The 23386-nt window shown below is 42.0% G+C and carries 24 protein-coding genes and 1 riboswitch; of the genes, 18 read left to right on the forward strand and 6 right to left on the reverse strand.

Annotated elements, in window-relative coordinates; translation table 11 throughout:
- Positions 1-2 precede the first annotated feature (2 nt).
- The 9 genes from QNI08_RS15925 to QNI08_RS15965 all read left to right on the forward strand — a co-directional run bounded on the left by QNI08_RS15925 (position 3) and on the right by QNI08_RS15965 (position 9019).
- The gene (locus QNI08_RS15925; protein WP_285768382.1) at positions 3-932 is read left to right on the forward strand and encodes a glycerophosphodiester phosphodiesterase; all 930 of its coding nucleotides are present in this window, start codon (positions 3-5) and stop codon (positions 930-932) included.
- 138 nt (positions 933-1070) lie between these two features.
- The gene (locus tag QNI08_RS15930; protein ID WP_285768383.1) at positions 1071-2210 is read left to right on the forward strand and encodes a zinc-dependent alcohol dehydrogenase; all 1140 of its coding nucleotides are present in this window, start codon (positions 1071-1073) and stop codon (positions 2208-2210) included.
- A gap of 407 nt (positions 2211-2617) precedes the next feature.
- On the forward strand, positions 2618-3580 hold the full coding sequence (locus tag QNI08_RS15935) for a DUF4822 domain-containing protein (protein WP_285768384.1): 963 nt from the start codon (positions 2618-2620) through the stop codon (positions 3578-3580).
- A gap of 254 nt (positions 3581-3834) precedes the next feature.
- The gene (locus tag QNI08_RS15940; protein WP_285768385.1) at positions 3835-4287 is read left to right on the forward strand and encodes a nucleoside deaminase; all 453 of its coding nucleotides are present in this window, start codon (positions 3835-3837) and stop codon (positions 4285-4287) included.
- 271 nt (positions 4288-4558) lie between these two features.
- Positions 4559-5017, forward strand: a complete 459-nt coding sequence (locus QNI08_RS15945; RefSeq protein ID WP_285768386.1) for a hypothetical protein — start codon at positions 4559-4561, stop codon at positions 5015-5017.
- Between the two features lie 193 nt (positions 5018-5210).
- A complete protein-coding gene (locus QNI08_RS15950; protein WP_285768387.1) occupies positions 5211-5744 on the forward strand; it encodes a histidine phosphatase family protein in 534 nt (177 codons plus the stop codon).
- A gap of 143 nt (positions 5745-5887) precedes the next feature.
- Positions 5888-6676: an HAD family hydrolase gene (locus QNI08_RS15955; RefSeq protein ID WP_285768388.1), complete on the forward strand. Its 789-nt coding sequence runs from the start codon at positions 5888-5890 to the stop codon at positions 6674-6676.
- Between the two features lie 115 nt (positions 6677-6791).
- A riboswitch (TPP riboswitch) is annotated at positions 6792-6907 on the forward strand.
- A 139-nt stretch (positions 6908-7046) separates the two neighbouring features.
- Positions 7047-8828: a phosphomethylpyrimidine synthase ThiC gene (gene thiC / locus QNI08_RS15960; RefSeq protein WP_285768389.1), complete on the forward strand. Its 1782-nt coding sequence runs from the start codon at positions 7047-7049 to the stop codon at positions 8826-8828.
- Positions 8825-9019, forward strand: a complete 195-nt coding sequence (locus QNI08_RS15965) for a hypothetical protein (protein ID WP_285768390.1) — start codon at positions 8825-8827, stop codon at positions 9017-9019. The genes thiC and QNI08_RS15965 overlap by 4 nt, the downstream gene beginning before the upstream one ends.
- A 68-nt stretch (positions 9020-9087) precedes the next feature.
- Here QNI08_RS15965 and QNI08_RS15970 read toward each other — a convergent pair whose 3' ends face one another.
- From QNI08_RS15970 to QNI08_RS15980, 3 genes are all read right to left on the reverse strand, one after another.
- A complete protein-coding gene (locus QNI08_RS15970) occupies positions 9088-9453 on the reverse strand; it encodes a carboxymuconolactone decarboxylase family protein (protein ID WP_285768391.1) in 366 nt (121 codons plus the stop codon).
- A 107-nt stretch (positions 9454-9560) separates the two neighbouring features.
- Positions 9561-10343, reverse strand: coding sequence for a cytochrome c oxidase assembly protein (locus QNI08_RS15975; RefSeq protein WP_285768392.1), 783 nt, complete (start codon positions 10341-10343; stop codon positions 9561-9563).
- On the reverse strand, positions 10333-10851 hold the full coding sequence (locus QNI08_RS15980; protein WP_285768393.1) for a DUF2243 domain-containing protein: 519 nt from the start codon (positions 10849-10851) through the stop codon (positions 10333-10335). The genes QNI08_RS15975 and QNI08_RS15980 overlap by 11 nt, the downstream gene beginning before the upstream one ends.
- Positions 10852-11134: 283 nt before the next feature.
- On the opposite strand from QNI08_RS15980, the gene QNI08_RS15985 reads away from it, so the two are divergent.
- The 3 genes from QNI08_RS15985 (at position 11135) to QNI08_RS15995 (ending at position 13862) form a co-directional block, all read left to right on the forward strand.
- On the forward strand, positions 11135-12115 hold the full coding sequence (locus tag QNI08_RS15985) for an NAD(P)H-quinone oxidoreductase (RefSeq protein ID WP_285768394.1): 981 nt from the start codon (positions 11135-11137) through the stop codon (positions 12113-12115).
- A 164-nt stretch (positions 12116-12279) separates the two neighbouring features.
- The gene (locus tag QNI08_RS15990; protein WP_285768395.1) at positions 12280-13047 is read left to right on the forward strand and encodes an arylamine N-acetyltransferase family protein; all 768 of its coding nucleotides are present in this window, start codon (positions 12280-12282) and stop codon (positions 13045-13047) included.
- 188 nt (positions 13048-13235) lie between these two features.
- Positions 13236-13862, forward strand: a complete 627-nt coding sequence (locus tag QNI08_RS15995) for a hypothetical protein (protein WP_285768396.1) — start codon at positions 13236-13238, stop codon at positions 13860-13862.
- 284 nt (positions 13863-14146) lie between these two features.
- Here the strand turns inward: QNI08_RS15995 and QNI08_RS16000 are convergent, their stop codons facing one another.
- Positions 14147-14665: a hypothetical protein gene (locus tag QNI08_RS16000; protein ID WP_285768397.1), complete on the reverse strand. Its 519-nt coding sequence runs from the start codon at positions 14663-14665 to the stop codon at positions 14147-14149.
- Positions 14666-14983: 318 nt separating this feature from the next.
- Between QNI08_RS16000 and QNI08_RS16005 the strand changes: the two genes are divergently transcribed.
- Positions 14984-15556 carry a YdhK family protein gene (locus QNI08_RS16005; protein ID WP_285768398.1) on the forward strand — a complete coding sequence of 191 codons (573 nt, stop codon included), beginning with the start codon at positions 14984-14986 and terminating at the stop codon, positions 15554-15556.
- Between the two features lie 235 nt (positions 15557-15791).
- Here QNI08_RS16005 and QNI08_RS16010 read toward each other — a convergent pair whose 3' ends face one another.
- The gene (locus tag QNI08_RS16010) at positions 15792-16646 is read right to left on the reverse strand and encodes a DUF4915 domain-containing protein (RefSeq protein WP_285768399.1); all 855 of its coding nucleotides are present in this window, start codon (positions 16644-16646) and stop codon (positions 15792-15794) included.
- A gap of 438 nt (positions 16647-17084) precedes the next feature.
- On the opposite strand from QNI08_RS16010, the gene QNI08_RS16015 reads away from it, so the two are divergent.
- The 4 genes from QNI08_RS16015 to QNI08_RS16030 all read left to right on the forward strand — a co-directional run bounded on the left by QNI08_RS16015 (position 17085) and on the right by QNI08_RS16030 (position 20390).
- A complete protein-coding gene (locus QNI08_RS16015) occupies positions 17085-17570 on the forward strand; it encodes a PaaI family thioesterase (RefSeq protein WP_285768524.1) in 486 nt (161 codons plus the stop codon).
- 195 nt (positions 17571-17765) lie between these two features.
- Entirely contained in the window at positions 17766-18221 is a 456-nt protein-coding gene (locus QNI08_RS16020; protein WP_285768400.1) for a LytTR family DNA-binding domain-containing protein, read from the forward strand.
- Entirely contained in the window at positions 18218-18637 is a 420-nt protein-coding gene (locus tag QNI08_RS16025; RefSeq protein ID WP_285768401.1) for a DUF3021 domain-containing protein, read from the forward strand. Before QNI08_RS16020 ends, QNI08_RS16025 begins: the two co-directional genes overlap by 4 nt.
- A gap of 340 nt (positions 18638-18977) precedes the next feature.
- Positions 18978-20390 carry an MFS transporter gene (locus tag QNI08_RS16030; protein WP_285768402.1) on the forward strand — a complete coding sequence of 471 codons (1413 nt, stop codon included), beginning with the start codon at positions 18978-18980 and terminating at the stop codon, positions 20388-20390.
- Between the two features lie 52 nt (positions 20391-20442).
- Here QNI08_RS16030 and QNI08_RS16035 read toward each other — a convergent pair whose 3' ends face one another.
- Positions 20443-21624, reverse strand: coding sequence for an ROK family transcriptional regulator (locus QNI08_RS16035; RefSeq protein ID WP_285768403.1), 1182 nt, complete (start codon positions 21622-21624; stop codon positions 20443-20445).
- Positions 21625-21883: 259 nt separating this feature from the next.
- Between QNI08_RS16035 and uxaC the strand changes: the two genes are divergently transcribed.
- Positions 21884-23287, forward strand: a complete 1404-nt coding sequence (gene uxaC, locus QNI08_RS16040; RefSeq protein ID WP_285768404.1) for a glucuronate isomerase — start codon at positions 21884-21886, stop codon at positions 23285-23287.
- The last annotated feature ends 99 nt before the right edge of the window (positions 23288-23386 follow it).

The following is a 23386-nucleotide window of genomic DNA, read 5'->3' on the forward strand; positions in this document are numbered from 1 at the left end:
ATATGAACAGAAGCATGAAGAAAGCAGGATTAAGCTTGTTAGGTGCGGCCATCATATTGCAGTCTATATCCATGGGTGCCTCTGCTGCACACCAAAAACAATCTGGATCGCCAATTTATGAGAAAAAAATTGTGAATATTGCACATCGGGGAGCTTCTGGTTACGCTCCTGAGCATACGATTCCCGCCTATCAAATGGGAGAGCGAATGAATGGTGATTACATAGAAATCGACCTTCAAATGACAAAGGATGGAAGATTGATAGCGATGCACGATGAAAGGGTCGATCGCACCACGGATGGCACTGGCCTTGTTAAAGATTTAACGCTTGCCGCTATCAAAAAACTGGATGCCGGTACATGGTTCAACCAGAAATATCCGCAACTGGCAAAAAAGGAATATGAAGGGATAGTCGTTCCCACCTTGGAAGAAGTTTTCAGGAAATTCGGCAGGGAGGCCAATTATTATATCGAAACAAAGTCCCCGGAAGTATATCCAGGGATGGAAGAAAAATTACTAAAGGCTTTAAAGGATAATAAAATGATAGATTCAAGGGGCAAGACCAAAAATGTGCTTATTCAATCGTTCAGTAAGGAAAGTCTTTTGAAGATTCATGAGCTGAATCCAAAGTTGCCTCTAGTACAACTTTTTTCTTATAAGAATCCAGCGGCCATATCCGAAAAAGAATTGCAATCCATAAAGGGATATGCTGTGGGAGTCGGCCCGAACTTCAATATGGTGGATAGAGCATATGTGAAAATGGTCAGAAACCAAGGCCTGCAATTCCATCCCTATACAGTCAATGAGAGGGCTGATATGAAAAAAGCATTGGAATGGGGGGCAACAGGGGTGTTTACGAACTATCCGGATCTGTTTAATAAGGTCCTAAGAGAGCACAAACCTAATAACGCCTTTAACAAAAAGAAGGAATGAACCGTACTAAAAGGGGTTTAATTTGCGAGGACCGGTTATCATGCCTGATTATTGGGGAAAATTAGGGTGACAAGGCGGCTTACCAATCTTTGTTAGTGGGTATAGCAGGAATATTAGAATTTTTTTAGGAGGATGATCATGAAGGCAGTTACTTTTCAAGGGGCTAAAGATATCCAGGTGAAACAAGTTGAGGATCCGAAACTTCAGCAAAAAGATGATATCATCGTACGAGTGACTTCGACGGCAATTTGCGGTTCCGATCTGCATATCTATCAAGGTGCATTGCCGACGCATAAGGATTACGTCATTGGCCATGAACCGATGGGAATCGTAGAAGAAGTCGGACCAGAAGTAACGAAGGTGAAAAAAGGGGACAGGATTGTTTTGCCTTTCAATATTTCATGCGGGCACTGTTATTATTGTGAACATGATATGGAAAGTCAATGTGATAATTCCAATCCGAATGAAGCTGTGGATACAGGGGGATACTTTGGCTTTACTGAACGTTATGGAAATTATCCTGGCGGGCAGGCGGAATATTTAAGGGTCCCTTATGGGAACTTCATGCCTTTTGTCATCCCGGAGTCTTGTGAGCTTGAAGATGAGTCGCTCTTGTTCATGTCTGATGTGCTGCCGACCGCCTATTGGAGTGTAGAGAATGCCGGTGTGAAAAAAGGGGATACGGTAGCGATTCTTGGCTGTGGCCCGATTGGTTTGATGGCCCAAAAGTTCGCCTGGATGAAAGGTGCAAAGCGAGTCATTGCCATCGACAATCTTCCTTATAGGCTCAATAAGGCGAAACAGATGAATAAGGTCGAGATATATAACTTCGATGAATATAATGATATGGGCGGCTATGTAAAGGAAATCACCTCTGGCGGGGCGGATGTCGTCATTGATTGTGTCGGAATGGATGGCAAGAAATCGACGATTGAGGCAATCGAACAAAAGCTGAAGCTTCAAGGAGGAACACTGAGTGCAATCGAGATTGCGCTTAAAGCTGTTCGGAAATTCGGCACGCTCCAGCTCACAGGCGTGTATGGATCCAAATATAATATGTTCCCGTTAGGCGATTTATTTGAACGGAACATCAATATTAAAATGGGACAAGCGCCGGTCATTCATTATATGCCAATGCTTTTCGAAAAAATAACCGCTGGAGAGTTCGATCCAACTGAAATCATATCCCATCGAGTGCCTCTCGAAAAAGCGGGGGAAGCCTATCAAATCTTTAACGATCATGAAGATGAATGCATTAAAGTGGTGTTAAAACCATAATGAAAGGTGTTAAAAAAAGTCCGATGCAGCCAGTGCATTGGACTTTTTTTCGTCGGTAATTTGTCAATGGAGCTGTTCCAGACTTCGACAGAGACCGTTAACAAAGGAATCATATCCTGAATGATGGGCGAAATCGCCGGGACAGGAGCATTTCCGTTCACACACAAAGACGTTTTAAGAATAAGTTTATCTTTTTTTAAGAATTTATTTAGGGGGAGTTTATAACTGGGGATTATCATGAAAGAAGTAGTAAACACCCGATCTGTAAGGAGGAACGAAATCTGTTAACTTCAGGAGCAAAATGGCCGGGTTTTATAAGCGTGCATGTAAACTCGATATTCATTTATCGTTTAGATAATGGGATATATTAAAATACACCGAAAATAAGAAATGAGGAGAAGATAAAAATGAACAATAAAGCAAAAGCAATAACTTCAATAATGCTTGGATTCACATTATTCTTAACAGGCTGCAACACCAACACCAAAGAAAAAGATAATGAACAGAAGCAAGAACGTACCGATAAGGAAACGAGCAAGGAAGATACGTTAACTGAAGGTAAGGAAATGGCTAACACTCTTAGTAGCACAAATTGGCAGGGTACAAAAGTGTATGACAAAAATAATAATGATTTAACGAAAGAAAATGCAAATTTCATTGGCCTAGCGAAATATGATGCAGAATCAGGGAGATATGAATTTTTTGATGCAAAGACAGGAGAAAGTCGTGGCGATAAAGGAACATTCTTCATCACCAATGATGGGAAGAAGAGAATATTAATTTCAGAATCAATGAATTATCAAGCGGTAGTTGACATGGAAAAAATAAATAAAGATGTGTTTACTTATAAAAGAATGGGAAAAGATGCTGATGGAAAAGATGTAGAAGTATTCGTTGAGCATGTTCCATATATAGAAAAAGAGCTGTCTTTCACTGACCCTGACAAGCAGTTGGACACTACCACTGGGGATATTGTTAAAGATGTCGATGGAGATAAGATTTTAGGCAGCAGACTTTGGAATGGAACAAAGGTTTTAGATGAAGATGGTAATGATGTTACAAAGGCCAACATGAATTTTATAAGCTTGGCAAAATTTGATGACTTGACCAATGAATATGAGTTTTTTAAGCTGGAAACAGGTGAAAGCCGCGGGGATTACGGCTACTTCGCTGTTGTTCACGATAATAAAATACGGGCCCATGTATCAATTGGCGAAAATAAATATGGTGTCGCTCTTGAGCTTACCGAACTTAATGATAAAAAATTCACGTACAAAAGAACAGGTAAAGACAATGATGGCAAGGACATAACGGTATTCGTCGAACATGAACCGTACAAAGGCGATCTTAAACCAACATTCACTAAATGAAGGAATGCTAGCATCTAGTCAAAAAAGGAATGGATTTTTCCGTTCCCTTTTTGTTTTCAAGAAAAGGAAAAAGAGGGTAGCTGAAATTGTTCCTGCACCAATTTCCAAATCGATAGATTATTATTCAGCAATGCCCTTTTTATGAGGAGAATCACACACCCTCTTTGAATGAGAATATCAACCACATCGCATTATTTGGTCAATAGCAAAAAAGTAGGAGAAAACAGCCTAATTAAAAGGATGGAGGTTTTGGAGTGGATAAATTCATGGAACGAGCAGTAGAGCTGGCGGTAGAAAATGTTCGTGAAGGCGGTCAACCTTTTGGTGCAGTACTTGTGATTCATAACAAAATTGTAGCCGAAGGCGTTAATGAGCTGCACAAAACGTATGACAGTAGTGGTCATGCGGAATTACTGGCCATCCGGCGCGCACAGGAGCAAAATCCAACGAATGATCTTTCCGGTTATACAATGTATGCCAGTGGGGAGCCTTGCCCGATGTGTCTAACGGCCATGTATTTTGCTGGGATCAATAAGGTTTTTTATTGTGCTTCAGTCGAGGATGCGGCAGAAGCGGGTTTAGGGAAATCTAAAAGTATATATGAGGATTTGCAAAAGACAAAGGAGGAGCGCTCAATTTCTATGATGAAAATGCCATTGACTGAAGGGAAAAACAATCCGTTACACCTTTGGAAAACGAGATCGTAGTCTTTTGGGGCTGGTGCCAAATCCATAATAACGATAAAGTCCAATTTCTAACTGTTTTCCAGGAAATTGGGCTTTTTATATTTCATAGAGAAATATAGGAACTTCATGCCATTCCTCATTACGCTGTATGAGGATAAGTTATAGCAAAAAAATGCTGGGTATCCTTTTGGCTGCTTGCATAACTGGTGCCAATTGAGCTTGAATAAGTGTTTTGGTAAGGAAAAGATCTGGATCTATTATATAATGTTAGTGAAAAAGGAGGGTGTTTTAGATGGTATATAGTTCGGCAGCGGAACTGTGTGAAGGGTTTGAGCAGGTGTATCCTCCATTTCACGTCCAATTGACGATGGAAATCATCGATAAGAGATTGGGACCTGTAAAGGCGAAGGCAGAGATTGCCATCAAGCCCGTTAAGTCGAAAGGATATCTTGAAGTGCTGGTGGAAGAGCTGGAATCGGAGCATATCTTCGCTGATGAAAATGGCAGTATCTATGGCAGCTTTGGGATCGATCAAAGCATTGAAATCTATGATGAAGTGCTCTCCATCATTCCGTTCGATGAGATAATCGGCAAGGGAAATTGGACTGAGCTGGTTGATGCCTCCATCAGGGTGGAGAAGCTTAAGGAACAGCTTGGAAAAGCCCTCAATGAATATCAATTCAGTGACTTGAGCGGGAAATATAAATTCAGGAAAAGATGTACGATCACCGAGCTTCATTTGATAGGTTGATGGATAGATGGAGAAGGCAAATGCTTTCTCTTTTTCTTATTAGATTGATGATTATTTGCGATATAACCCTGTTTGCTCTTTGTTAAAAGAAGCGAAGAAAAGGGTATCAAATAGGAGACCAGGTAAATCTAAGGCTTTTTTTGCAATGAAGATTGCCTTTTAGTGCATAAAACACATTGGAAGAGGAGTACATATGAAAATTGGGTTGGTAAGGCATTTTAAGGTGGCGCAAGAATTCCCGACCGGGAAATCCGTATCTGCCGATGACATGAAGCAATGGTTCATCGATTATGATGCTGCGGATATCATTTATGGATCGACTTCATTGGGAAAGGCGGAATGGAAGGAATGCTATTGCAGCGATATGACAAGGGCGGTCAAGACAGCGGAACATATTTTTCCTGGCACGATTCACTTTATGGAGGAGCTGCGGGAAATCCCTTCCCCGCCTCTTAAAGGGAAGGTGAAGCTGCCGTTCATTCTCTGGGCAATCTGGATTCGCTGCTGTTCTTTCATGAACAAGCAAACAAGGAAGGAAATCAAGCTTGCAAAGCGGAGGATCAATAAAGCTTTGGACGAGGTCTTTGCAAAGGGTGAAAGGGACGTTCTGATCGTGAGTCATGCTGCGCTTATGGTTTATTTGAGGAAAGAGCTAATGAGACGGGGGTTCGTCGGCCCAAAATTCAGGCTTGCCAGCAACGGAATGCTGTATGTTTTCCAAAGATGAATAGGTTTTTAAGACTCTCCGCCGGATATTTTAGAAAGATGCAGTCATTTTCCGAATAGTTATTCATTTTCCCAAGGTTGTAGTTTATGATTGTACTAATGTAATTTTTTCGAATTCCATAATGGGGAAAGAGGTAGGATAATTTGATTAAGGCTGTTTTTTTTGATTTGGATGATACGTTACTTTGGGATCAAAAAAGCGTGAAAGAGGCTTTTGTCGCTACATGCGAAGCGGCTAGGGAGAAATATGACATAAATGCCGGCGAGCTTGAGGAAGCTGTGCGAAAGGAAGCGCGTCAGCTTTATTCTTCTTACGATACATATGCATTTACACAGATGATCGGAATCAACCCTTTTGAAGGGCTATGGGGCGATTTTAACGATGACCATGATGAATTCCGCAAAATGGCTGAGATTGTTCCGGCTTATCGGAATGAAGCCTGGACGAAGGGCTTGAAGGCATTAGGGATCGATGACCCTGAATTAGGCCTTGAGCTGGCAGAACGTTTTCCTGCCGAAAGGCGTAAAAAACCGTTCATCTACGAAGAGTCCTTTCAAGTGCTCGATGAACTAAAAGGGAAGTACAAATTGCTTTTGCTGACGAATGGTTCACCACAGCTGCAGAATACCAAACTTGAAATCACACCTGAACTGGTTCCTTATTTCGATCACATCGTCATTTCGGGAGCGTTTGGACGCGGTAAACCGGATGCGTCCATTTTTGAGCACGCTTTAAAAATGATGGAGCTGGATAAGGATGAAGTATTGATGGTCGGCGATAATTTAATGACGGATATTTTGGGAGCAACCAGAGTGGGTATAAAGTCGGTCTGGATAAATCGCGAGGATAAGAAGCGGAATGAAGTGCTTCCAACCTATGAAATCAAGCATTTGGAGGAAATCTTCCCTATCCTTGAGAAGCTGGAAGATTAATGGCTTACATTTCAAGGCCTAATGAATCATCGGAAGAATGAAGGAAATATTAGGACTTTGAAATGATTTACAGATTGCAATGGGTGAGATATAGTTACCCTGTAATCTATTATATTGTTCAGACTAGGGGTGTCCAATAAACGTTGGGCTGAGAGAGGAGCGCGAAAAGCTTCTTAACCCTCAGGACCTGATCTGGTTCATACCAGCGTGGGGAAGTTAGAATCTACTAAGCGATGACGATTCAGTTTGTCATTTCTGTAGTCATACTAACGTTAGCCAGGTCTTGAATCGGAGATCTGGCTTTTTCGTGCGAAATGGATTGGATTTTGTCCTTTTTAGTTGAGTTGAATTGAAAAGGAGAAATGAAATCATGATGGGTAATTCAGTAAATGACTTGAACGTTTCGATCATGTCCAGTTTTGCAGGAAGTAAAAAAGTGTATGTAGAGGGCTCCAGGCAGGATATTAACGTACCGATGCGTGAAATTACGCTAAGTCCGACAACCGGGACCTTTGGCGAGGAGGAAAATCCGCCTTTACGGGTTTATGACACCAGCGGCCCTTATACGGATGCTGGATATCCCGTGGATATCCATAAAGGCCTCGACCCGATCCGACGAAACTGGGTCCTTGAACGTGAGGACGTTGAGGCATATGAAGGGCGTAAAATAAAACCTGAGGATAACGGATACAAAAAAGCAGCATCACAATCCAATGCCGATATTTTTCCCGGACTGAAAAGGAAACCTTTACGCGCAAAGCAGGGGGGAAATGTCACCCAGCTCCATTATGCACGCAAAGGCCTCATTACCCCTGAAATGGAGTTCATTTCAATCAGGGAAAATGTTGAACCCGAGTTTGTGAGAAATGAGGTAGCCTGCGGAAGGGCAATCATCCCGGCAAATATTAACCATCCTGAAAGTGAGCCGATGATCATCGGGCGAAATTTTCACGTGAAAATAAATGCAAACATCGGAAACTCAGCCGTCAGCTCATCGATTGAAGCCGAGGTGGAGAAAATGACTTGGGCGACACGCTGGGGGGCAGACAATATCATGGACCTTTCCACGGGTAAGAATATCCATACGACACGGGAATGGATCATCAGGAATTCGCCTGTGCCGGTCGGAACGGTCCCGATTTATCAAGCGTTGGAAAAAGTGAACGGAATTGCTGAAGATTTAAATTGGGAGGTTTTTCGGGATACATTAATCGAGCAGGCTGAGCAGGGTGTTGATTACTTCACCATACATGCTGGAGTGCTTTTAAGGTATATCCCTCTAACAGCAAAGCGGGTTACGGGAATCGTATCAAGGGGAGGGTCGATCATGGCACAATGGTGCCTGGCCCACCATAAAGAAAGCTTTCTCTATACTCACTTTGAAGAAATTTGTGAAATCATGAAAACATATGATATCTCTTTCTCATTAGGAGATGGGCTTCGTCCAGGTTCGATTGCAGATGCGAATGATGAAGCTCAATTTGCAGAATTGGAAACATTGGGGGAGTTGACGAAGATCGCCTGGAAGCATGATGTTCAAGTAATGGTGGAAGGACCAGGGCATGTGCCCATGCATTTGATCAAGGAAAACATGGATAAGCAGCTGGAAGTCTGTCAGGAAGCGCCTTTCTATACATTAGGACCTTTGACTACGGATATCGCTCCTGGCTATGACCACATTACCTCGGCGATCGGTGCTGCGATGATTGGCTGGTTTGGAACGGCGATGCTCTGTTACGTAACGCCGAAAGAGCATCTGGGCCTCCCGAACAAGGAAGATGTCCGAGTCGGTGTCATTACCTATAAAATTGCAGCCCACGCAGCTGACCTTGCGAAGGGCCATCCGCATGCCCAAAAACGTGACGATGCCCTTTCAAAGGCGAGATTCGAATTTCGGTGGAGAGATCAATTCAACCTTTCCCTCGACCCGGAAAGGGCTGTCGAATACCACGATGAAACGCTGCCGGCTGAAGGCGCCAAAACGGCCCATTTCTGCTCCATGTGCGGACCGAAATTCTGCAGCATGAGAATTTCTCAGGACATTCGTGATTTGGCGAAAGAAAAGGGAATCGGTTTTGAAACCGTAATCGGGGAAGGGCTAAGGGAAAAAGCATCTGAGTTCAGGAAAACGGATGGAACCATCTATCAATGATTCAGGAAGGGGAGAATTCGCTGGATCGGGTCATCCAAATTAATGTTGAAATGAAAGAGCTGGAAGCACAATTGGATCAACTGAGGAAAGAGCTGAGCTGGCTCAGGGAAAATTGCGCTCATGAATTCGAAAAAAAAGAATATATCCAAAAATGCCTGAAATGCCAATTGATCGAAAGCCTGCAATGGTAGTGCTTCCGTTTCTGATTCTTTTCGCATGACAATGGAAAAGGGATAGGACCGGTCCTATCCCTCGTTTTTTATTGCTTCAGCTGATTGATTTCCAGGATACAATCCTGGATGAGGGTCACTGCCTGGCTCATGGCCGCGCCTCCTCCAAATGCCGCAGTCACCCCGATAGCTTCGAGGATTTCCTGTTCCGAACAGCCTTGATCGAGGCATCCTTTAGTATGGTAGATGATGCAGTATTCATCTTGTGAGTACAGACTGATTCCCAATGCGATAAGCTGTTTTTCCTTCTTGGTCAATTGTCCTTCTTTAAAGCACTCTTCCGTAAAAGAATTGAATTTCTCGGCGAGATCTGGCATTTTTTCGGTAAACACACCAATCCCAGCCTTATAATCATGAAGAGCATTTTCAGTAGAATTCCTTGCTTCAAATTCCATTATCCATTCAGCTCCATCCTAAATTTTATTCATCAAAAATTAGTATGAGACAAATGAGGAATGATTAATCAAGAAAATCATAGGAGTTTAGCTTTGAACCTATTTCGCTATATGGCAAGTGATTCCCTCGGCCTGATGGCCTTGAACCATTGGTAACAAAGGAGGAAGATAAGCACAAGGTCAACGGCATCCCCTGCATAGTACATGAACATTCCGCCACTTTCTGCCTGTGTCCTCATGACTCCGCTCGGTGGATGGGCATAAATGTATTTCGAAAGGATGTCATGTCCTGCCAATGAGAGGGCAAACACGATCATCCGGAACTTGTAGCTGAACGGATGCGGCATGGGATCTATGTAAATCATCGAGGCGGTGAATAAATATCCGGCAAAAAACACATGAAAATGCACCAATGCATGCACAATGATAGTATGCTGCATCGCCCGATACAGATCAGTCGTGTAGAGGATCCAAAGCCCGCCGATATTGAGAATGGAGGCAATGATGGGATTGCTTACAAATCGCACTGGCCAGCTTTTCAACAATTTCGAAAGGCGTCGTGCCGATTGGATATCCAATGTTCTAAGAGCAAGGGTGGTAGGGGCTGCGAGTACCAAGAAAATGGGTGCCAGCATTCCTAGCAGTATATGGCCGATCATGTGTGCCGTAAAGTCGATATGCGCTCGATCAGCCAAGGGGCCGGCTATTGCTGAGCCTGTACACATGACGCCAAGCACCCAAAACAAGATGCGGGATATTGGCCATTTTTTATACCGACGGCCAGAATATACGGCAGCTCCTATATAAATCACGATAACAAGCGCGAATGCTGCCAATATCAACAAATCCGAGCCAGCACCGCTATCATGGACGTGTGCGTTATTGTGCATGATGGCTGTCCGCTTTCACATTTAGCGTGCTCCGCCGTGTTTGAATGATTAAGAAAATCCCGAATACAATCATTGCAGCGGCTGCAACGTTCCAAATCAAGTCATAAGGGCGAATATCGACATTGTAGCGAATTTGATGAAGGCGCATGAGCTTGTGCTGGATGATGCCGTCGTATAATTGAAAAGAACCTGCCCCAAGCAATATGCCCCCAGCCCATCTATTCAGCCACAATCCTTTCCGGCGGCGAAGATCGGCGAACATGAACAAAGATCCTATCGTTGCGAACCAACTAAGGGCATGAAACAAACCGTCCGAGACCAGCCCGATATTGGATGTGGATTTGTCATAGAAGTGATGCCAATGTAACAGTTGATGGAAGATGGCTTCATCAATGAAGGCAATCAGCCCGATGCCAAAAAGAATGCCGGACCATAAATTGCGGGACGAATGAGCATAGCGGATTTCGGCTATAGAATGATTGTTCTGATTCCTCGGTTTAAACTCCATTATTATCCTCCTCAAATCATTAAAAATTCTTTATTTGTGAATATTTCCTTAATATGGTTCTTTTACTTTACCCTGTTTTGGAAGCAATAGACAGTCATATGGTCCATTTTTATGCTTCCTTATGTATCGACCTATTCAGATCAGTATTTTCAGGCCTCGATCATGAAAGGAACGGACCGAATCATTTGCGTGTGGTTATTTTTTGGAGTAGCATAGTTTTCATCTTCTAGACAGACCATTTTAAAGAAGCTAGCCATTTAATCATAAAGGAGGAGCGATAAGCATGAAAGCTGTAGTGGTAAAAAAACCAGGTGGCCCTGAGCAATTGCAGTTTCAAGAATTTTCAATGCCCAAGCCTGAAAAAGGGGAAATCTTAATAAAGGTGAAAGCATCTGCAATCAATAGGACCGATATTGTTTCACGGGAAGGTAAATCGGGTTACATGGCCAATCCGATACTAGGAATCGAGGTTGCGGGCGAAGTAGTAGAAAAAGGGGCCGGGGTAAACATCGAATCAGGGACAAGGGTAATGGGGCTTGTGAATGGCGGCGGTTATGCAGAATATGCTGTGATGCCTGCAGACAGGGCGATGAAAATACCGGATACCCTCTCATTCGAAGAGGCGGCAGCAATTCCAGAAGTTTTCCTGACCGCGTACCAAACTTTATTTTGGTTAGGAGGATTAACGGATGAAGATACCGTATTGATTCATGCAGGCGGAAGCGGTGTCGGCACGGCAGCCATCCAATTGTCTAAAAAATTGACAAAAGCAACAATCCTCACCACTGCAGGTTCACAGGAAAAATTGGATTTCTGCCGCTCACTGGGAGCAGATATTTGCATCAACTATAAAGAACAAGCCTTCGATGAGGAGGTACTGAGGGCCACCACCAATCTAGGAGCGGATGTTATCCTCGATTTCATTGGAGCTTCTTATTGGGAGAGGAATCTCAAAAGCATAAAGACCGATGGACGCTGGGTATTGATCGGTATCCTTGGCGGAACTGTTGTGGAAAAAGTGAACCTTATGGAACTTCTTATAAAAAGGGTGCAGTTAAAAGGCACTTTATTGACTCCTAGGGACGATGTGTATAAGAAAGAGTTGACCGAGGAGTTCGTTTCGAGAGTGATGCCATTGTTCCTCGAAAATGAAATAAGGCCAATCGTGGATCGCGTTTTCCCTTTTGCCGAAATCCAAAAGGCCCATGAACATATGGAGGCGAATAGGAACGTAGGAAAAATCATATTGAAAGTAAATGAATGAGCCTTGCAAAGATGACCAAGCCCTTCTCTCAACAGTGTCTGGTATAATTACTGATACATGCAGGGAGTGTCCTTTATTCCAGTACGAATGAAATGATAACGAAGCTAATAAATATTTACAAAGCATAAACGCTTCAGCGTTGCTGACTTAAAGGAGGAAACGGCATGGGTGATTTGAATGCATTGTTCAGGAAAAGGATAGGCATCAGGGAAGATGAGAAACTGACGTTTGAAGGATTGGATGATATTCTTGAAAAAACAGGCAAAAAAATTCCTTTCGAAAACTTATCGATCATCGCCGCCAATCTTACTGATATCAACAAAGAGAATATCTTCAATAAAATCCTAGTAAGAAATGAAGGTGGAGTATGCTATGAATTGAATGCAGCCCTTTATTTTTTCTTGGAGGAAAATGGCTTTGAAGTAACCTTGGTCCGGGGTGTGATCTACAATCAAGGGTGGATGACAATCGGAAGGACGCATGTTGCCATTCTCTTGAAGCATGAAGGCCGAACGTACTTAGTCGATACGGGATTTGGGGGAAACCTGCCGCTCAAGCCTGTTCCCTTGAATGGGGAAACAGTGACTTCCCAAAATGGAGAATTCAGGATAACTAGGGAAAGCACAGAACATGGAAATTATATTCTTGAGTTAAAGCTGAAATATAAAGATCCCGATTGGAAAATTGGATATGCTTTCGATACCTCCAAGCCGGTGGGAAATATAGCGGAATTGAATGAGGTTCAGACGATCATCAAGGAAAATCCCCAATCACCTTTCAATAAGCATCCATTGATCACCTGTCTTACAGGCAACGGGAATATCACTTTAACCGATACATCCTTTACACGATGGGCCGATGGAAAAGTGACGAAGGAAGATATAGATGGCAAACGATTCAAGGAATTGCTGAAACGACATTTTGATAGATAGCAGTACAATGGAATTTCGCTTAGCGCTGATTAAAAGATCGTCGAGGATATTGGCCGATCTTTTAGTCAGATAGTTCAATCCAGAAGATATCGGTACCTTGAAATCTGCAGGGCGATATGCGAAATGGAAGAAATAGCGGTACGATAAGCTGCAATAGAAAGATGGATTCGAAGGATCGGGGGAAGCTCATGGAAAGAAATAATAGATTGGTATTTTCCAGATCGAATGCTGGCATGAAACGAAAATTCGATGAAGCAATCACGATTTTGGAATATAGCGTAATGCTGGTTGAACTCTTTGAATTGGAAGAATTCAATCATGTAATTGCGAGCCAGTTAAAACTCATGTTAGGTGAAACGAGGCATACACGAATTAAACGGGAGAAGGTCACCATAGATCAATCCTTAATAAAGAAAATCAATCCTTATCCAAAATTATATCCCGTGAAGGGCTGCATTCAAATCAGCAAAACTGGTCTTGCAGAAGTACCGCAAGAACTCTTCGACTACTCTAAACAAAGAATCGACTTAGTATCTTGGAGAAATCAAGTCATCTTGAAAACCAGCCTGGAAGGTAAACTGCATGAAGTGACCATCATCGATTTCATGAAAGAAATGGCTGATAAAATCGGCGGTGTTCAAGCCGATTCAACGCTTGCCTATCAATCCGTGATTGCAAAAGAACATATCAGATTCTTATTGGTGGGCATAGCGAAGGGATTATTCAAGTCGATTGGCAGGGATTATAACCAGCATTTATCCGTGAATCTTGCGCATATCATAAAAAAGATCGAGCAATCGCAAGCATCGGAATAAAGGTTCCCGATCATTCAAATGAACCTGGCGAAAGGAACCGATGCGACCACTGTCACTATTAAAATGAGGCAAAGTTCAAGTAATAATGAAAGCATCCTGGGTTAACTCAGCATTGAATGACTGCATGTTGTATAAGCGTACAAAGCAAGAAGGACTATTCCTTCTTGTTTTGTATTTTCTCGGAAAGATTGAGGGCACCGAGATATTAATTCGTAATCGTTTCTAATGAGTCCCGATAAATGACAGTAAGTACCTAATCTTTACTTGCAACAATGGCATGGCATTTAATTAACACTGGAATCATCCAACCGAATTTCAGCAACTTTACCACTATTGATGCACCAAAATTCTAAAGTGATCTTTTGTTTGTGGTCAATATATCCGATAATGTCAGCTCCTTGCTCCTTACTTATGTAATATTTGTTTCCATACATAGAAAGAACTTTTTCTTTTGTATCACCTAATTTAATTCCTTTTGCGGTGTGGAGAGGATTATTAAATGTTTTATTACCGGTACCAGTTATTATTAACCGCATGATAGAGCCTTTATCTTTATTAGCATTAATGGAGGCAGTTTCTAATCCGCCTTTCCAATGGTAATAATCATATTCGTGATTATTTTTTTTACTTAATCGCTTATCATACTGTGTAATAAAACGACTATTATATATGCTTTCGTGGATTTTTACTCCTCCAATAGTTTCATTGGAAAGGTTTGTGGTTTCCGTGAATCTTTCTGAATATGCTGAAAAATACCGAATAACTATAATTCCCATCAATAAAATGCCTAAACTTAAAGCCACCCGTTTTTTACTCAGATTCCTCCCACTTTCTACAGTTAACCTACCATTTTATTTAGTTAGATCATCTTAGATTATCATAAGTTACATATGTCGTGAGCGAGTCAGCAAGATTGACGATTAAGGAGCGAGACGATTTTTCTATTGTAAAATAGGGAAATTCGTCTCCATTCATCTGATATGTCTGGGCACATCCCTATAAGGGAAGGACTATATGCGTAAGAAGAATCCCTGGCTGCAGTTCCTCATCACGAGTCCGCTCCATAATTTCTGCATATTCGAATGCTATGATTTCATGTAATTACATAAGGAGGTTTTATCATGTTGAATGCAAAAACGAAAATGCCGGCCGTTTTATTGTTATTGGCAGCATTGCTCTCAGTCCTTGGCGCTTGTTCCACCAACGAAAATAGAGACAAGGAGCCTATTGAAGAAGGCAATCATAGCGAAATGGATATGGACCATTCTGGATCAGCGGATGTTCCTGAAGGTTTAAAAGCTGCAAAAAATCCAACGTATGAGGTTGGAAGTCAAGCGATCATCAAAACTGGGCATATGGATAGCATGAAGGGGGCAAAAGCAACGGTAGTGGGTGCTTTTGATACGACGGCTTACGCTGTATCGTATACACCTACAACCGGAGGGGATAAAGTCGAAAATCATAAATGGATCATTCAAGAGGAGATTAAAGGTGCTGGTGAGGAACCGTATGATCCGGGAGCGGAGGTTATAATAAATGCATCTCATATGAAAGGGATGGATGGCGCTGTTGCTAATATCGAAACGGCAGAAAAGACCACAGTGTACATGGTTGATTTTACACCGGCTTCGGGAGGAGAGGAAGTGAAGAATCACCAATGGGTAACGGAAAGTGAGTTATCAGCTGACGAATGATAGACACCGTCAGATATAGAAGGGGGATGGCAGTAAGCCATTCCTCTTTTTGATTGAAATGAAACAAACTGGACTCGTATTTGGACCATTCCGTACCGGTATAAGGACTTGTTTAAGGAGGGAGAATGTATGGTGATATATGGATTTTTTGAATAGTAAATAAGGAGGTGGTGCTCCATTATGCTTTTGAAGGCAGCTCTTATTTATTTTTCATAACGTGTCTACAGCACTATATTTAAATCACCACTATTCCATAAATTTCTTCAGACGGTATATGGATGAACGAGGAGAGCTTCGTAGAGATGTCATGTACATAAATCCCGCAATCCAGCAATACATTCGAATGCTTCTTTAATAAAATCGGAATATGTCTGCTCTCACTTTGACCAATAAACATCGTTTGATCCTTAACTGCTAACCCGCGAGTATAACCGAGGCATTTAAAAATATTTTCATTATTCCTTTTCACCAGGAACTCACCTGAAACACAATAATACAGATGATCGTCATGACGTAATACACTGTGAGGTTGATATAATTTTTCATGACAAAGCTTACCCACTTTTCTTTCCTCCAAAGAGTATTCTAAAATGACACCTCTGGGAATGGTTTTATGAGAGAGATAGCTTGGGAAAGAGGTCAAGCTTTTCCTTGGGGGATATGAGAACATGGAAACATATAACATCTCATTTGCTATATGCAAATCGTTGACGTGGGCAACATCTTCATTCACCGGTGAAAATCTTATTTCATCTACTCTTTCCAAATCATTTTTTAGATCATAAATACCGATTGAGTTCGTTTTAGTTTCAACAATATAAGCTTTATCATTGTTTATTGCTACTCCATGTAAATCTAATTCTGTGGATAAAGGCTTATTTTTTATAACCTTTACGTTTTCATCCAAAATGTAGATTCCATGAGAATTTGAGATTACGACAAAAAGGCTGCCGTATTTTGCAATACCTGTGCACCCGACGTCCAACACCTTTTTCATTTCATATTGTTGATGTTTTATTTGGAGTAAATAAAGACCGCCTTTATGATTGCAGCATGAAATTAATAATTTACAATCGTCTATAGGTATCATGTAAGGTAAACCCTCCTTTATGGGATCATTCCCTTTTAATACAGTATGAATTAATTTCATTATGGTATGGACTAGCTAGGTAGGATAATCGTGGATTTTTAAGATGGTTTATAAATGTTGTTGATTTCAGTGGTATTTTCCTTTCCTCTGCATACATAACGATTTGGTTCCAACAAGGCAAAGGGTTCAATGTAATCGGCAGGATAATCCACTGAAGAAATAGAATAGATATAGAGTTGAAATCGTTGTCGGTTGGACATACCGGATCTTCGATCAGCGTTATACGGAGACTTTTAGGATATGTCCTTAAAGTGGATGAAAACAGCAGGGAAATGAAGTATTATGGCTGCGAAAGATTTACGTTCAAAGTCATTATTCAGGGAGTATGACTTTACAGGTTCACCTAATACCTACCTAATAAGTAAGGGGGAATAAATGATGGAGGAGATTGTGCAAAAAGCGATCCAAGACGAATATCCCGACGAATTTGCCTGGTGTTATGGATGTGGCCGTTTGAACGAGAAAGGCCATCACTTTCGGACAGGCTGGCATGGTGAGAGTACGAGGACGATATATAGACCGCGTCCGGAGCATATGGCCATTCCCGGGTTCGTATACGGTGGCTTGATTGCCTCGCTGATCGACTGTCACGGAACTGGCTCCGCCGCTTTGGCCCTGCATCGAAAAAACGGACATGAAGCAGGGGACGGGGCGGGGCCTCCAAGATTTGTGACAGCTTCACTAAATGTGGAGTTTATAAGGCCGACCCCGAACGATGTGCCATTAATGGCCGTTGGCACCATTCACGAGATACACCCGAAGAAGTGGCGAATCGAAACGGAAGTATTTGCACATGATTCAGTTTGCGCTCGTGGAGAGGTTGTTGCAGTCGTAATGCCAAGCACTTTTACAAGTAAAGCGTAAAGTAAAGCTTTCAATCCTTAGAGGCTTCTATAACTTGGGATATGGACCGTCCAACTTTTTGGACGGTTATTTAGTGTATGTAAGTACTCCTTTCAAGCCGGTTAAGGCTGAAAAAGTACCTGTTACTGGAAAAGGTAGTCGGGAAATTGAATTTCTCAATATATTTAAACTATAAGCTATAGGGAGGCAGCACATATGAAAATAAAGGTAGAGATAGATGAGGAGGTCAAGGCGATAGAAGTGCTTATCCGCAACAATGCTTGGAATGAGGAAGTGGAACAATTGATGGAGCGCTTAAAAGAAAGAAAAAGACCGTATTTCGTCGGGAGGAAGGAAGACATGCAGCATGTTTTCCGGGCAGAGGAAATCATCTGTTTGTTCACCGAACAAGATTCGATAATGGTACGGACAAAACAAGGGACCTTCGAAATGAGAGAAAGATTATACGAGCTTGAAAGGGACCTTCCAGGCAACCAGTTTGTGAGATTGTCCAAGTCAGTGATTGCCAATTTAGATGAATTAAGCAGATTTGAGGCCTCCTTCAATGGAAAATTATGTGTGTATTTCCGGTCAGGGGAAAAGGAATATGTTTCACGGCACTATGTTCAAGGAATTAAGAAAGCATTTCAATGGAAAAGGAAGGGTTTATGATGAAAACACTATTGGTCCGCAGCTTTGTTGGGATTTGCTTTGGAGCGCTCGTCATGGTGCTGACTTGTTTTGGCTTCATCGGTTTTGGCGGAGTTCATGAATTGGACAGTGAACTCTTTGTGAAAAATGCAATTGGCTGCCTATTATGTGGATGGTTTTTCAGTACGGCAACCATCTTATTCGAAATCGAAAAATGGAGCTTAATATTTCAAACCATCCTGCACTTCCTCACTGTCACCATACTTTATTTCCTGCTTTCATTCTTTGTCGGCTGGATTCCCTTCACTTTTAAAGGATTAATGACTGGAATAGCGATCTTCCTGCCTTTTTATGGGGTCGTCTGGATAATTTTCTATCTTTATTTCCGCTACCAAGTGAAAGTGCTGAATGACGGATTAGATAAGAGAGGAAAATGAGAATAGATAAGCCAAGGTGTGCAGCTTTTATTAGCTGCACACCTTGGCTAGAAATTTTTTACAGTATCGCGTTATATGGTTAATGATAAAACATAATTTTCAAAATATTTTATGTTAACGCTTACAAAAGTTATTGACGAAAGAAAAGTCAGGTGATATTCTAATTATAGAAATATTTGGTTAGTTTACTAAACTAATTAAAGGAGAGCGAGTTTGTTGTAAGGGCTTTCAAAAGAAGAGAAGTGGCAAGGTGATTTATTTGGTTAAGCCATACATGATTATTTCTTCCAGGATAAAAACGGATGAATCATTATATTTCTATGGGTATGGGGGGATGGGAATGAGTCAATTAGAAAGATTGGAGTCCATTGAAAAAGGTGCTGTGACTGGTGAATTCAGAAAATTCGGAATGCGTGATAAGATAGGCTATTTATTCGGGGATTTTGGAAACGATTTTTTCTTTATCTTAGTAAGCTCCTTTTTAATGGTTTATTATACTGATATTTTCCATATCAGTGCAGCTACGGTAGGAATTCTTTTTTTAATAGCGCGTTTATGGGATGCGGTTGCTGATGTTACTTGGGGACGTTTCATTGATACGAGAAAACCAAGCAAGCAAGGAAAATTCAAGCCTTGGATTTTCCGAATGTCCTTCCCTTTAGTCGTATCCGGAGTATTGATGTTCGTGAAAATCCCAGGCATGTCAGATGGGTTTTATATGGCCTGGGCCTTTGTCACCTACATTGTGTGGGGAACTTTGTATAGCACGGTTAACATTCCATATGGCTCGATGGCCTCCGTCATAACAAGCGACCCTGTCGAGCGCACATCTTTATCCACCTTCAGGACTATGGGCGCGATGCTCGCCAGTTTAATCATTAACGTAGCGGGACCATTGCTTCTTTTCGTGGATAATAAGGCAGAACCCAATCGTTTTCTGCTTGGAGCCATCATTTTTGGCATCCTGTCCATCACTTGTTATATGGCCTGTTATAAATTATCGACTGAACGGGTCAGTGCTCCGATTAATCAAGTGCAAAAAACGTCTATAAAGAAGTCCGTAAAAGGAATGGTCAAAAACGGGCCTTTATTGTCCATCCTTTGTGCATCTTTGATTTTTATGATCTGTACGATGCTGATTGGAGCGATTAACGTCTACTTATTTAAAGATTATTTCAGCAATGCTTGGGCCCTGAGCATCATCGGTTTCGTACAAACCGCTGCAGTATTCCTGGCCATGCCGATAGCAAAACCATGCGTGGCGAAGTTCGGTAAAAAAGAAACGGCGTCCATGGGAATGCTGCTTGCGGGAGTGGTATATGGTCTTTTGTACTTCTTGCCGAACCTATCCGCTATGCAATTCATCATCATATCTGCGATAGGGATGTTTGGATTCGGATTCTTTAATATCGTGGTGTGGGCATTTGTAACGGATGTAATCGACTATCATGAATATTTGACGGGGCTTCGCGAAGATGGAACCGTCTACTCGATCTATTCTTTCGCTCGTAAAGTAGGGCAGGCAATTGCAGGAGGAATTGGCGGTTTTGCGATTGCCATGGTGGGCTACGATGCTACGCGTGAAGCACAAACCCAACAAGCTCTTGAGGGAATTCATGCATTGGCGACATTAGCCCCCTCAGTCATCTATATCGTTGTTTTCTTGATATTGGCCTTCCTTTATCCATTGAATAAGAAAAGGACCCTCCAATTGGCTGAAGATTTGGCTGAGAGAAGAGGTAGGATGGATTAATGTGAAACTCCCCTTCCGTTACTACGGAAAGGGGAGTTTTTTTGCCGTTCAATCAGCTCTTATCCTGATGGACGACTTCATAAGGAAGATTCAGGATGGGAACATCAAGGAATTTTTTAATTGCCAACGCGCATGCGCCCATTACACATGATTTTTTGCCGATCGCCGATAAAGTGATTTCACGGTAATGGCTAATCGAGGAGTTCAGATTGTTGCTGATCTTGCTAATGGAATCAGGATATATTCGCAGCAGCTCGCTATCCAATACGAGGACATCGGGATTATACATGTTGATGAGGTTGTTTATGCCAATCGAAATATAGTAAATGAAACGCTCCATTGCCTTATGTACCATTGCATCACCTTCATCAATCATCCTTTGAATATGCTCATATGTGAGGTTGGGTACTTGTTTTTCCGCTGATAGATATTCAAATATACTCGATTCCGAAGCATACTTCTCCCAGCAGCCTTTATTGCCGCAATTACACTGTTTTCCGTCAGGAACCACGATCATATGGCCGATTTCCCCAGCAAATCCATCATGTCCGCGAAAAAAATCATCCTTCATCATCATCCCAAGGCCGATACCGGAGTGAAAGGTTGTGCTGAGCAGATTGTTCGCTTCATGATGCACGAATATCCGCTCGGCAAATGCACTTAAATTGGCATTGTTTTCAAGATGGACATCAATTTGACATTCTGCTTCAATGGCATTTTTCAAGTCGATATCATGCCATTTGAAGCGCGGTACATAGTGAATGATTTCATCTTTTCCTACAAGGCCATGAATGGCAATGACGACCCCCACGATCCCATAGCGGCTGTCAGCATAACTGTCTTTGAGCTGTTTGATCGTTTTCATCACCAGCTGGAGAATCTCCGAATAGTCCGTCGTCGATAATTCTTGGATGGAGGAGGTGATGCACTCACCCAGGAGGTCGCTTAAAGTGAAGGAAAGCCGCCCAAAGTCTATGTCGATGCCGAGAGCATATCCTGCTTGGCCGTTTAAGGAGAGCATGATGGGCTTACGGCCGACGCCGCTGTGTTCCAGTTGTGTTTCCACGATCAAATCCTCTTCCAATAAGTCTGCAACCTGTGCAGAGATGGTAGCTCTTGTTAAATCCGTAACCTTGGACAAATCTGCCCTTGAAATCATGCCTTCCTTTATTATTTCTTTAATAATCAATGCACGATTAATCTTTTTTATATATGCTGCATCACCGGTTATCATTATAATCCTCCCATTTTGGCAACAACTTTTGGTTATATGACCATTATAACAGGTTCACGAACGTCATTTAGGATTTGATTTTTGCCACTTCAGAAAGAGTTAATTGACGGAAAAGTTAAAAAATGATAAATTATTCATATATTTAATTAGTTTAGTAAACGAATTAAATAAGTTACGTGATGTTTTTGAGCTTCTAAATGAAAGGGCTTACAGGTTGGATGATGCTTTAACTTTTATTAATGAATCAGGAGGGAAATATATGAAAGCCTTTTTGGATAAAGATTTCTTGTTGAATACCGACACAGCCATTGAATTGTACGAAAATGCCGGTGTTGACCTGCCAATTTTTGATTTTCATTGTCACCTGTCCCCACAAGAGGTGTGGGAAAATAAACCGTATGAAAGCATAACGCAATTGTGGCTAGGAGGCGACCATTATAAATGGCGGGCAATGCGCATGCAAGGCATTGGCGAGCAATATATTACTGGTGATGGCAGCGATTGGGAGAAGTTTGCTGCATGGGCGGAAACGATGCCTCACTTAATAGGTAATCCCTTGTATCATTGGGCACATATGGAGTTGAAAATGTTTTTTGGCATCGAAAAGACCCTGAGTCCGCTCACGGCGCGTGAAATTTATGATGAGTGTAATGAAAAGCTTTCCAGGCAAGAGTTCAGACCCAGGTCATTTATGGAAAAATCAAACGTTACATTTATCGGGACGACGGATGACCCTGTTTCGGAGCTTGAATTTCATCAGTTATTGGAGAAGGATGAATCCTTTCATATAACCATTGCACCAACCTTCCGTCCTGATGGGGCCTTATTCTTGGAACGTCCAGATTTTAACAGCTGGATTCGAAGGCTTGAACAAGTAACGAATAGTAAGGTGTCTTCAATGGAAGGCCTCATAAGTGCCCTTAAGCATCGGGTCGACTATTTTCATGAAAACGGCGGACGAGGTTCGGATCATGATATTCAGAAAATGGTTTATATAGCTACCACTGAAAAAGAAGCGGATAGCATATTGAAAAAGCGGTTGAATGGTGAAGGCCTATCAACGGAAGAACTGGATGCTTACCGTTCTTTCTTGATGAAGGAGCTCGGAAAAATGTATGCCCAAAAGCAATGGGTCATGCAGCTGCATATGGGTGCGATGCGGAATAACAATTCCAAGATGAAGGAACTGGTCGGCACCGACAGCGGTTTCGACTCTGTCGGCGAGGCGAATATAGCGGAAGGATTATCTGGTTTTCTGGATGCACTCGATCAAGAGGATTCCCTGCCAAGGACCGTATTGTTCAACCTAAACCCAAAGGATAATCCGATTCTTGCAGGGATGGCTGGAAACTTCTGTGAAGAGGGCATTTCCGGGAAGGTGCAATTTGGCTCAGGCTGGTGGTTTAATGATCACATCGACGGGATGGAGAAACAAATGAAGGAACTGGCGAATGTCGGTCTTTTAAGCCATTTTATTGGAATGCTGACAGATTCCCGAAGCTTCCTATCTTACGCCCGCCATGATTATTTCCGCAGGATACTTTGCAATATCCTAGGAGATTGGACGGAGCAAGGATTAATGCCGGATGATAAAGGGCTGCGTGAGCAAATGGTCAAGAATATCGGCTATTATAATGCCGAAAACTATTTTACGAGACGATAAGATGCGGGTGGATCATTTAATCACAAAAGAGTGTGGAACATGTTATACCCGATTGTAACTGAACGAAAAACCTTATCGACCTTAATGGAGTATGGAACT

Source organism: Peribacillus folii, assembly GCF_030271255.1.
Classification (GTDB): Bacteria; Bacillota; Bacilli; order Bacillales; family DSM-1321; genus Peribacillus.

Excerpts from the sequence above, each read along its gene's own strand:
- QNI08_RS15975 (WP_285768392.1), bottom strand. The coding sequence starts at position 10,343 with ATGCACAATAACGCACACGTCCATGATAGCGGTGCTGGCTCGGATTTG.
- QNI08_RS16015 (WP_285768524.1), top strand. The coding sequence starts at position 17,085 with ATGGAGGAGATTGTGCAAAAAGCGATCCAAGACGAATATCCCGACGAA.
- QNI08_RS15965 (WP_285768390.1), top strand. The coding sequence starts at position 8,825 with ATGATTCAGGAAGGGGAGAATTCGCTGGATCGGGTCATCCAAATTAAT.
- QNI08_RS15935 (WP_285768384.1), top strand. The coding sequence starts at position 2,618 with ATGAACAATAAAGCAAAAGCAATAACTTCAATAATGCTTGGATTCACA.
- thiC (WP_285768389.1), top strand. The coding sequence starts at position 7,047 with ATGATGGGTAATTCAGTAAATGACTTGAACGTTTCGATCATGTCCAGT.
- QNI08_RS15925 (WP_285768382.1), top strand. The coding sequence starts at position 3 with ATGAACAGAAGCATGAAGAAAGCAGGATTAAGCTTGTTAGGTGCGGCC.
- QNI08_RS15985 (WP_285768394.1), top strand. The coding sequence starts at position 11,135 with ATGAAAGCTGTAGTGGTAAAAAAACCAGGTGGCCCTGAGCAATTGCAG.
- QNI08_RS16025 (WP_285768401.1), top strand. The coding sequence starts at position 18,218 with ATGATGAAAACACTATTGGTCCGCAGCTTTGTTGGGATTTGCTTTGGA.
- QNI08_RS15980 (WP_285768393.1), bottom strand. The coding sequence starts at position 10,851 with ATGGAGTTTAAACCGAGGAATCAGAACAATCATTCTATAGCCGAAATC.
- QNI08_RS16005 (WP_285768398.1), top strand. The coding sequence starts at position 14,984 with ATGTTGAATGCAAAAACGAAAATGCCGGCCGTTTTATTGTTATTGGCA.
- QNI08_RS15930 (WP_285768383.1), top strand. The coding sequence starts at position 1,071 with ATGAAGGCAGTTACTTTTCAAGGGGCTAAAGATATCCAGGTGAAACAA.
- QNI08_RS15945 (WP_285768386.1), top strand. The coding sequence starts at position 4,559 with ATGGTATATAGTTCGGCAGCGGAACTGTGTGAAGGGTTTGAGCAGGTG.
- QNI08_RS16010 (WP_285768399.1), bottom strand. The coding sequence starts at position 16,646 with ATGATACCTATAGACGATTGTAAATTATTAATTTCATGCTGCAATCAT.
- QNI08_RS15995 (WP_285768396.1), top strand. The coding sequence starts at position 13,236 with ATGGAAAGAAATAATAGATTGGTATTTTCCAGATCGAATGCTGGCATG.
- QNI08_RS15950 (WP_285768387.1), top strand. The coding sequence starts at position 5,211 with ATGAAAATTGGGTTGGTAAGGCATTTTAAGGTGGCGCAAGAATTCCCG.
- uxaC (WP_285768404.1), top strand. The coding sequence starts at position 21,884 with ATGAAAGCCTTTTTGGATAAAGATTTCTTGTTGAATACCGACACAGCC.
- QNI08_RS15970 (WP_285768391.1), bottom strand. The coding sequence starts at position 9,453 with ATGGAATTTGAAGCAAGGAATTCTACTGAAAATGCTCTTCATGATTAT.
- QNI08_RS15990 (WP_285768395.1), top strand. The coding sequence starts at position 12,280 with ATGGGTGATTTGAATGCATTGTTCAGGAAAAGGATAGGCATCAGGGAA.
- QNI08_RS16030 (WP_285768402.1), top strand. The coding sequence starts at position 18,978 with ATGAGTCAATTAGAAAGATTGGAGTCCATTGAAAAAGGTGCTGTGACT.
- QNI08_RS16020 (WP_285768400.1), top strand. The coding sequence starts at position 17,766 with ATGAAAATAAAGGTAGAGATAGATGAGGAGGTCAAGGCGATAGAAGTG.
- QNI08_RS16035 (WP_285768403.1), bottom strand. The coding sequence starts at position 21,624 with ATGATAACCGGTGATGCAGCATATATAAAAAAGATTAATCGTGCATTG.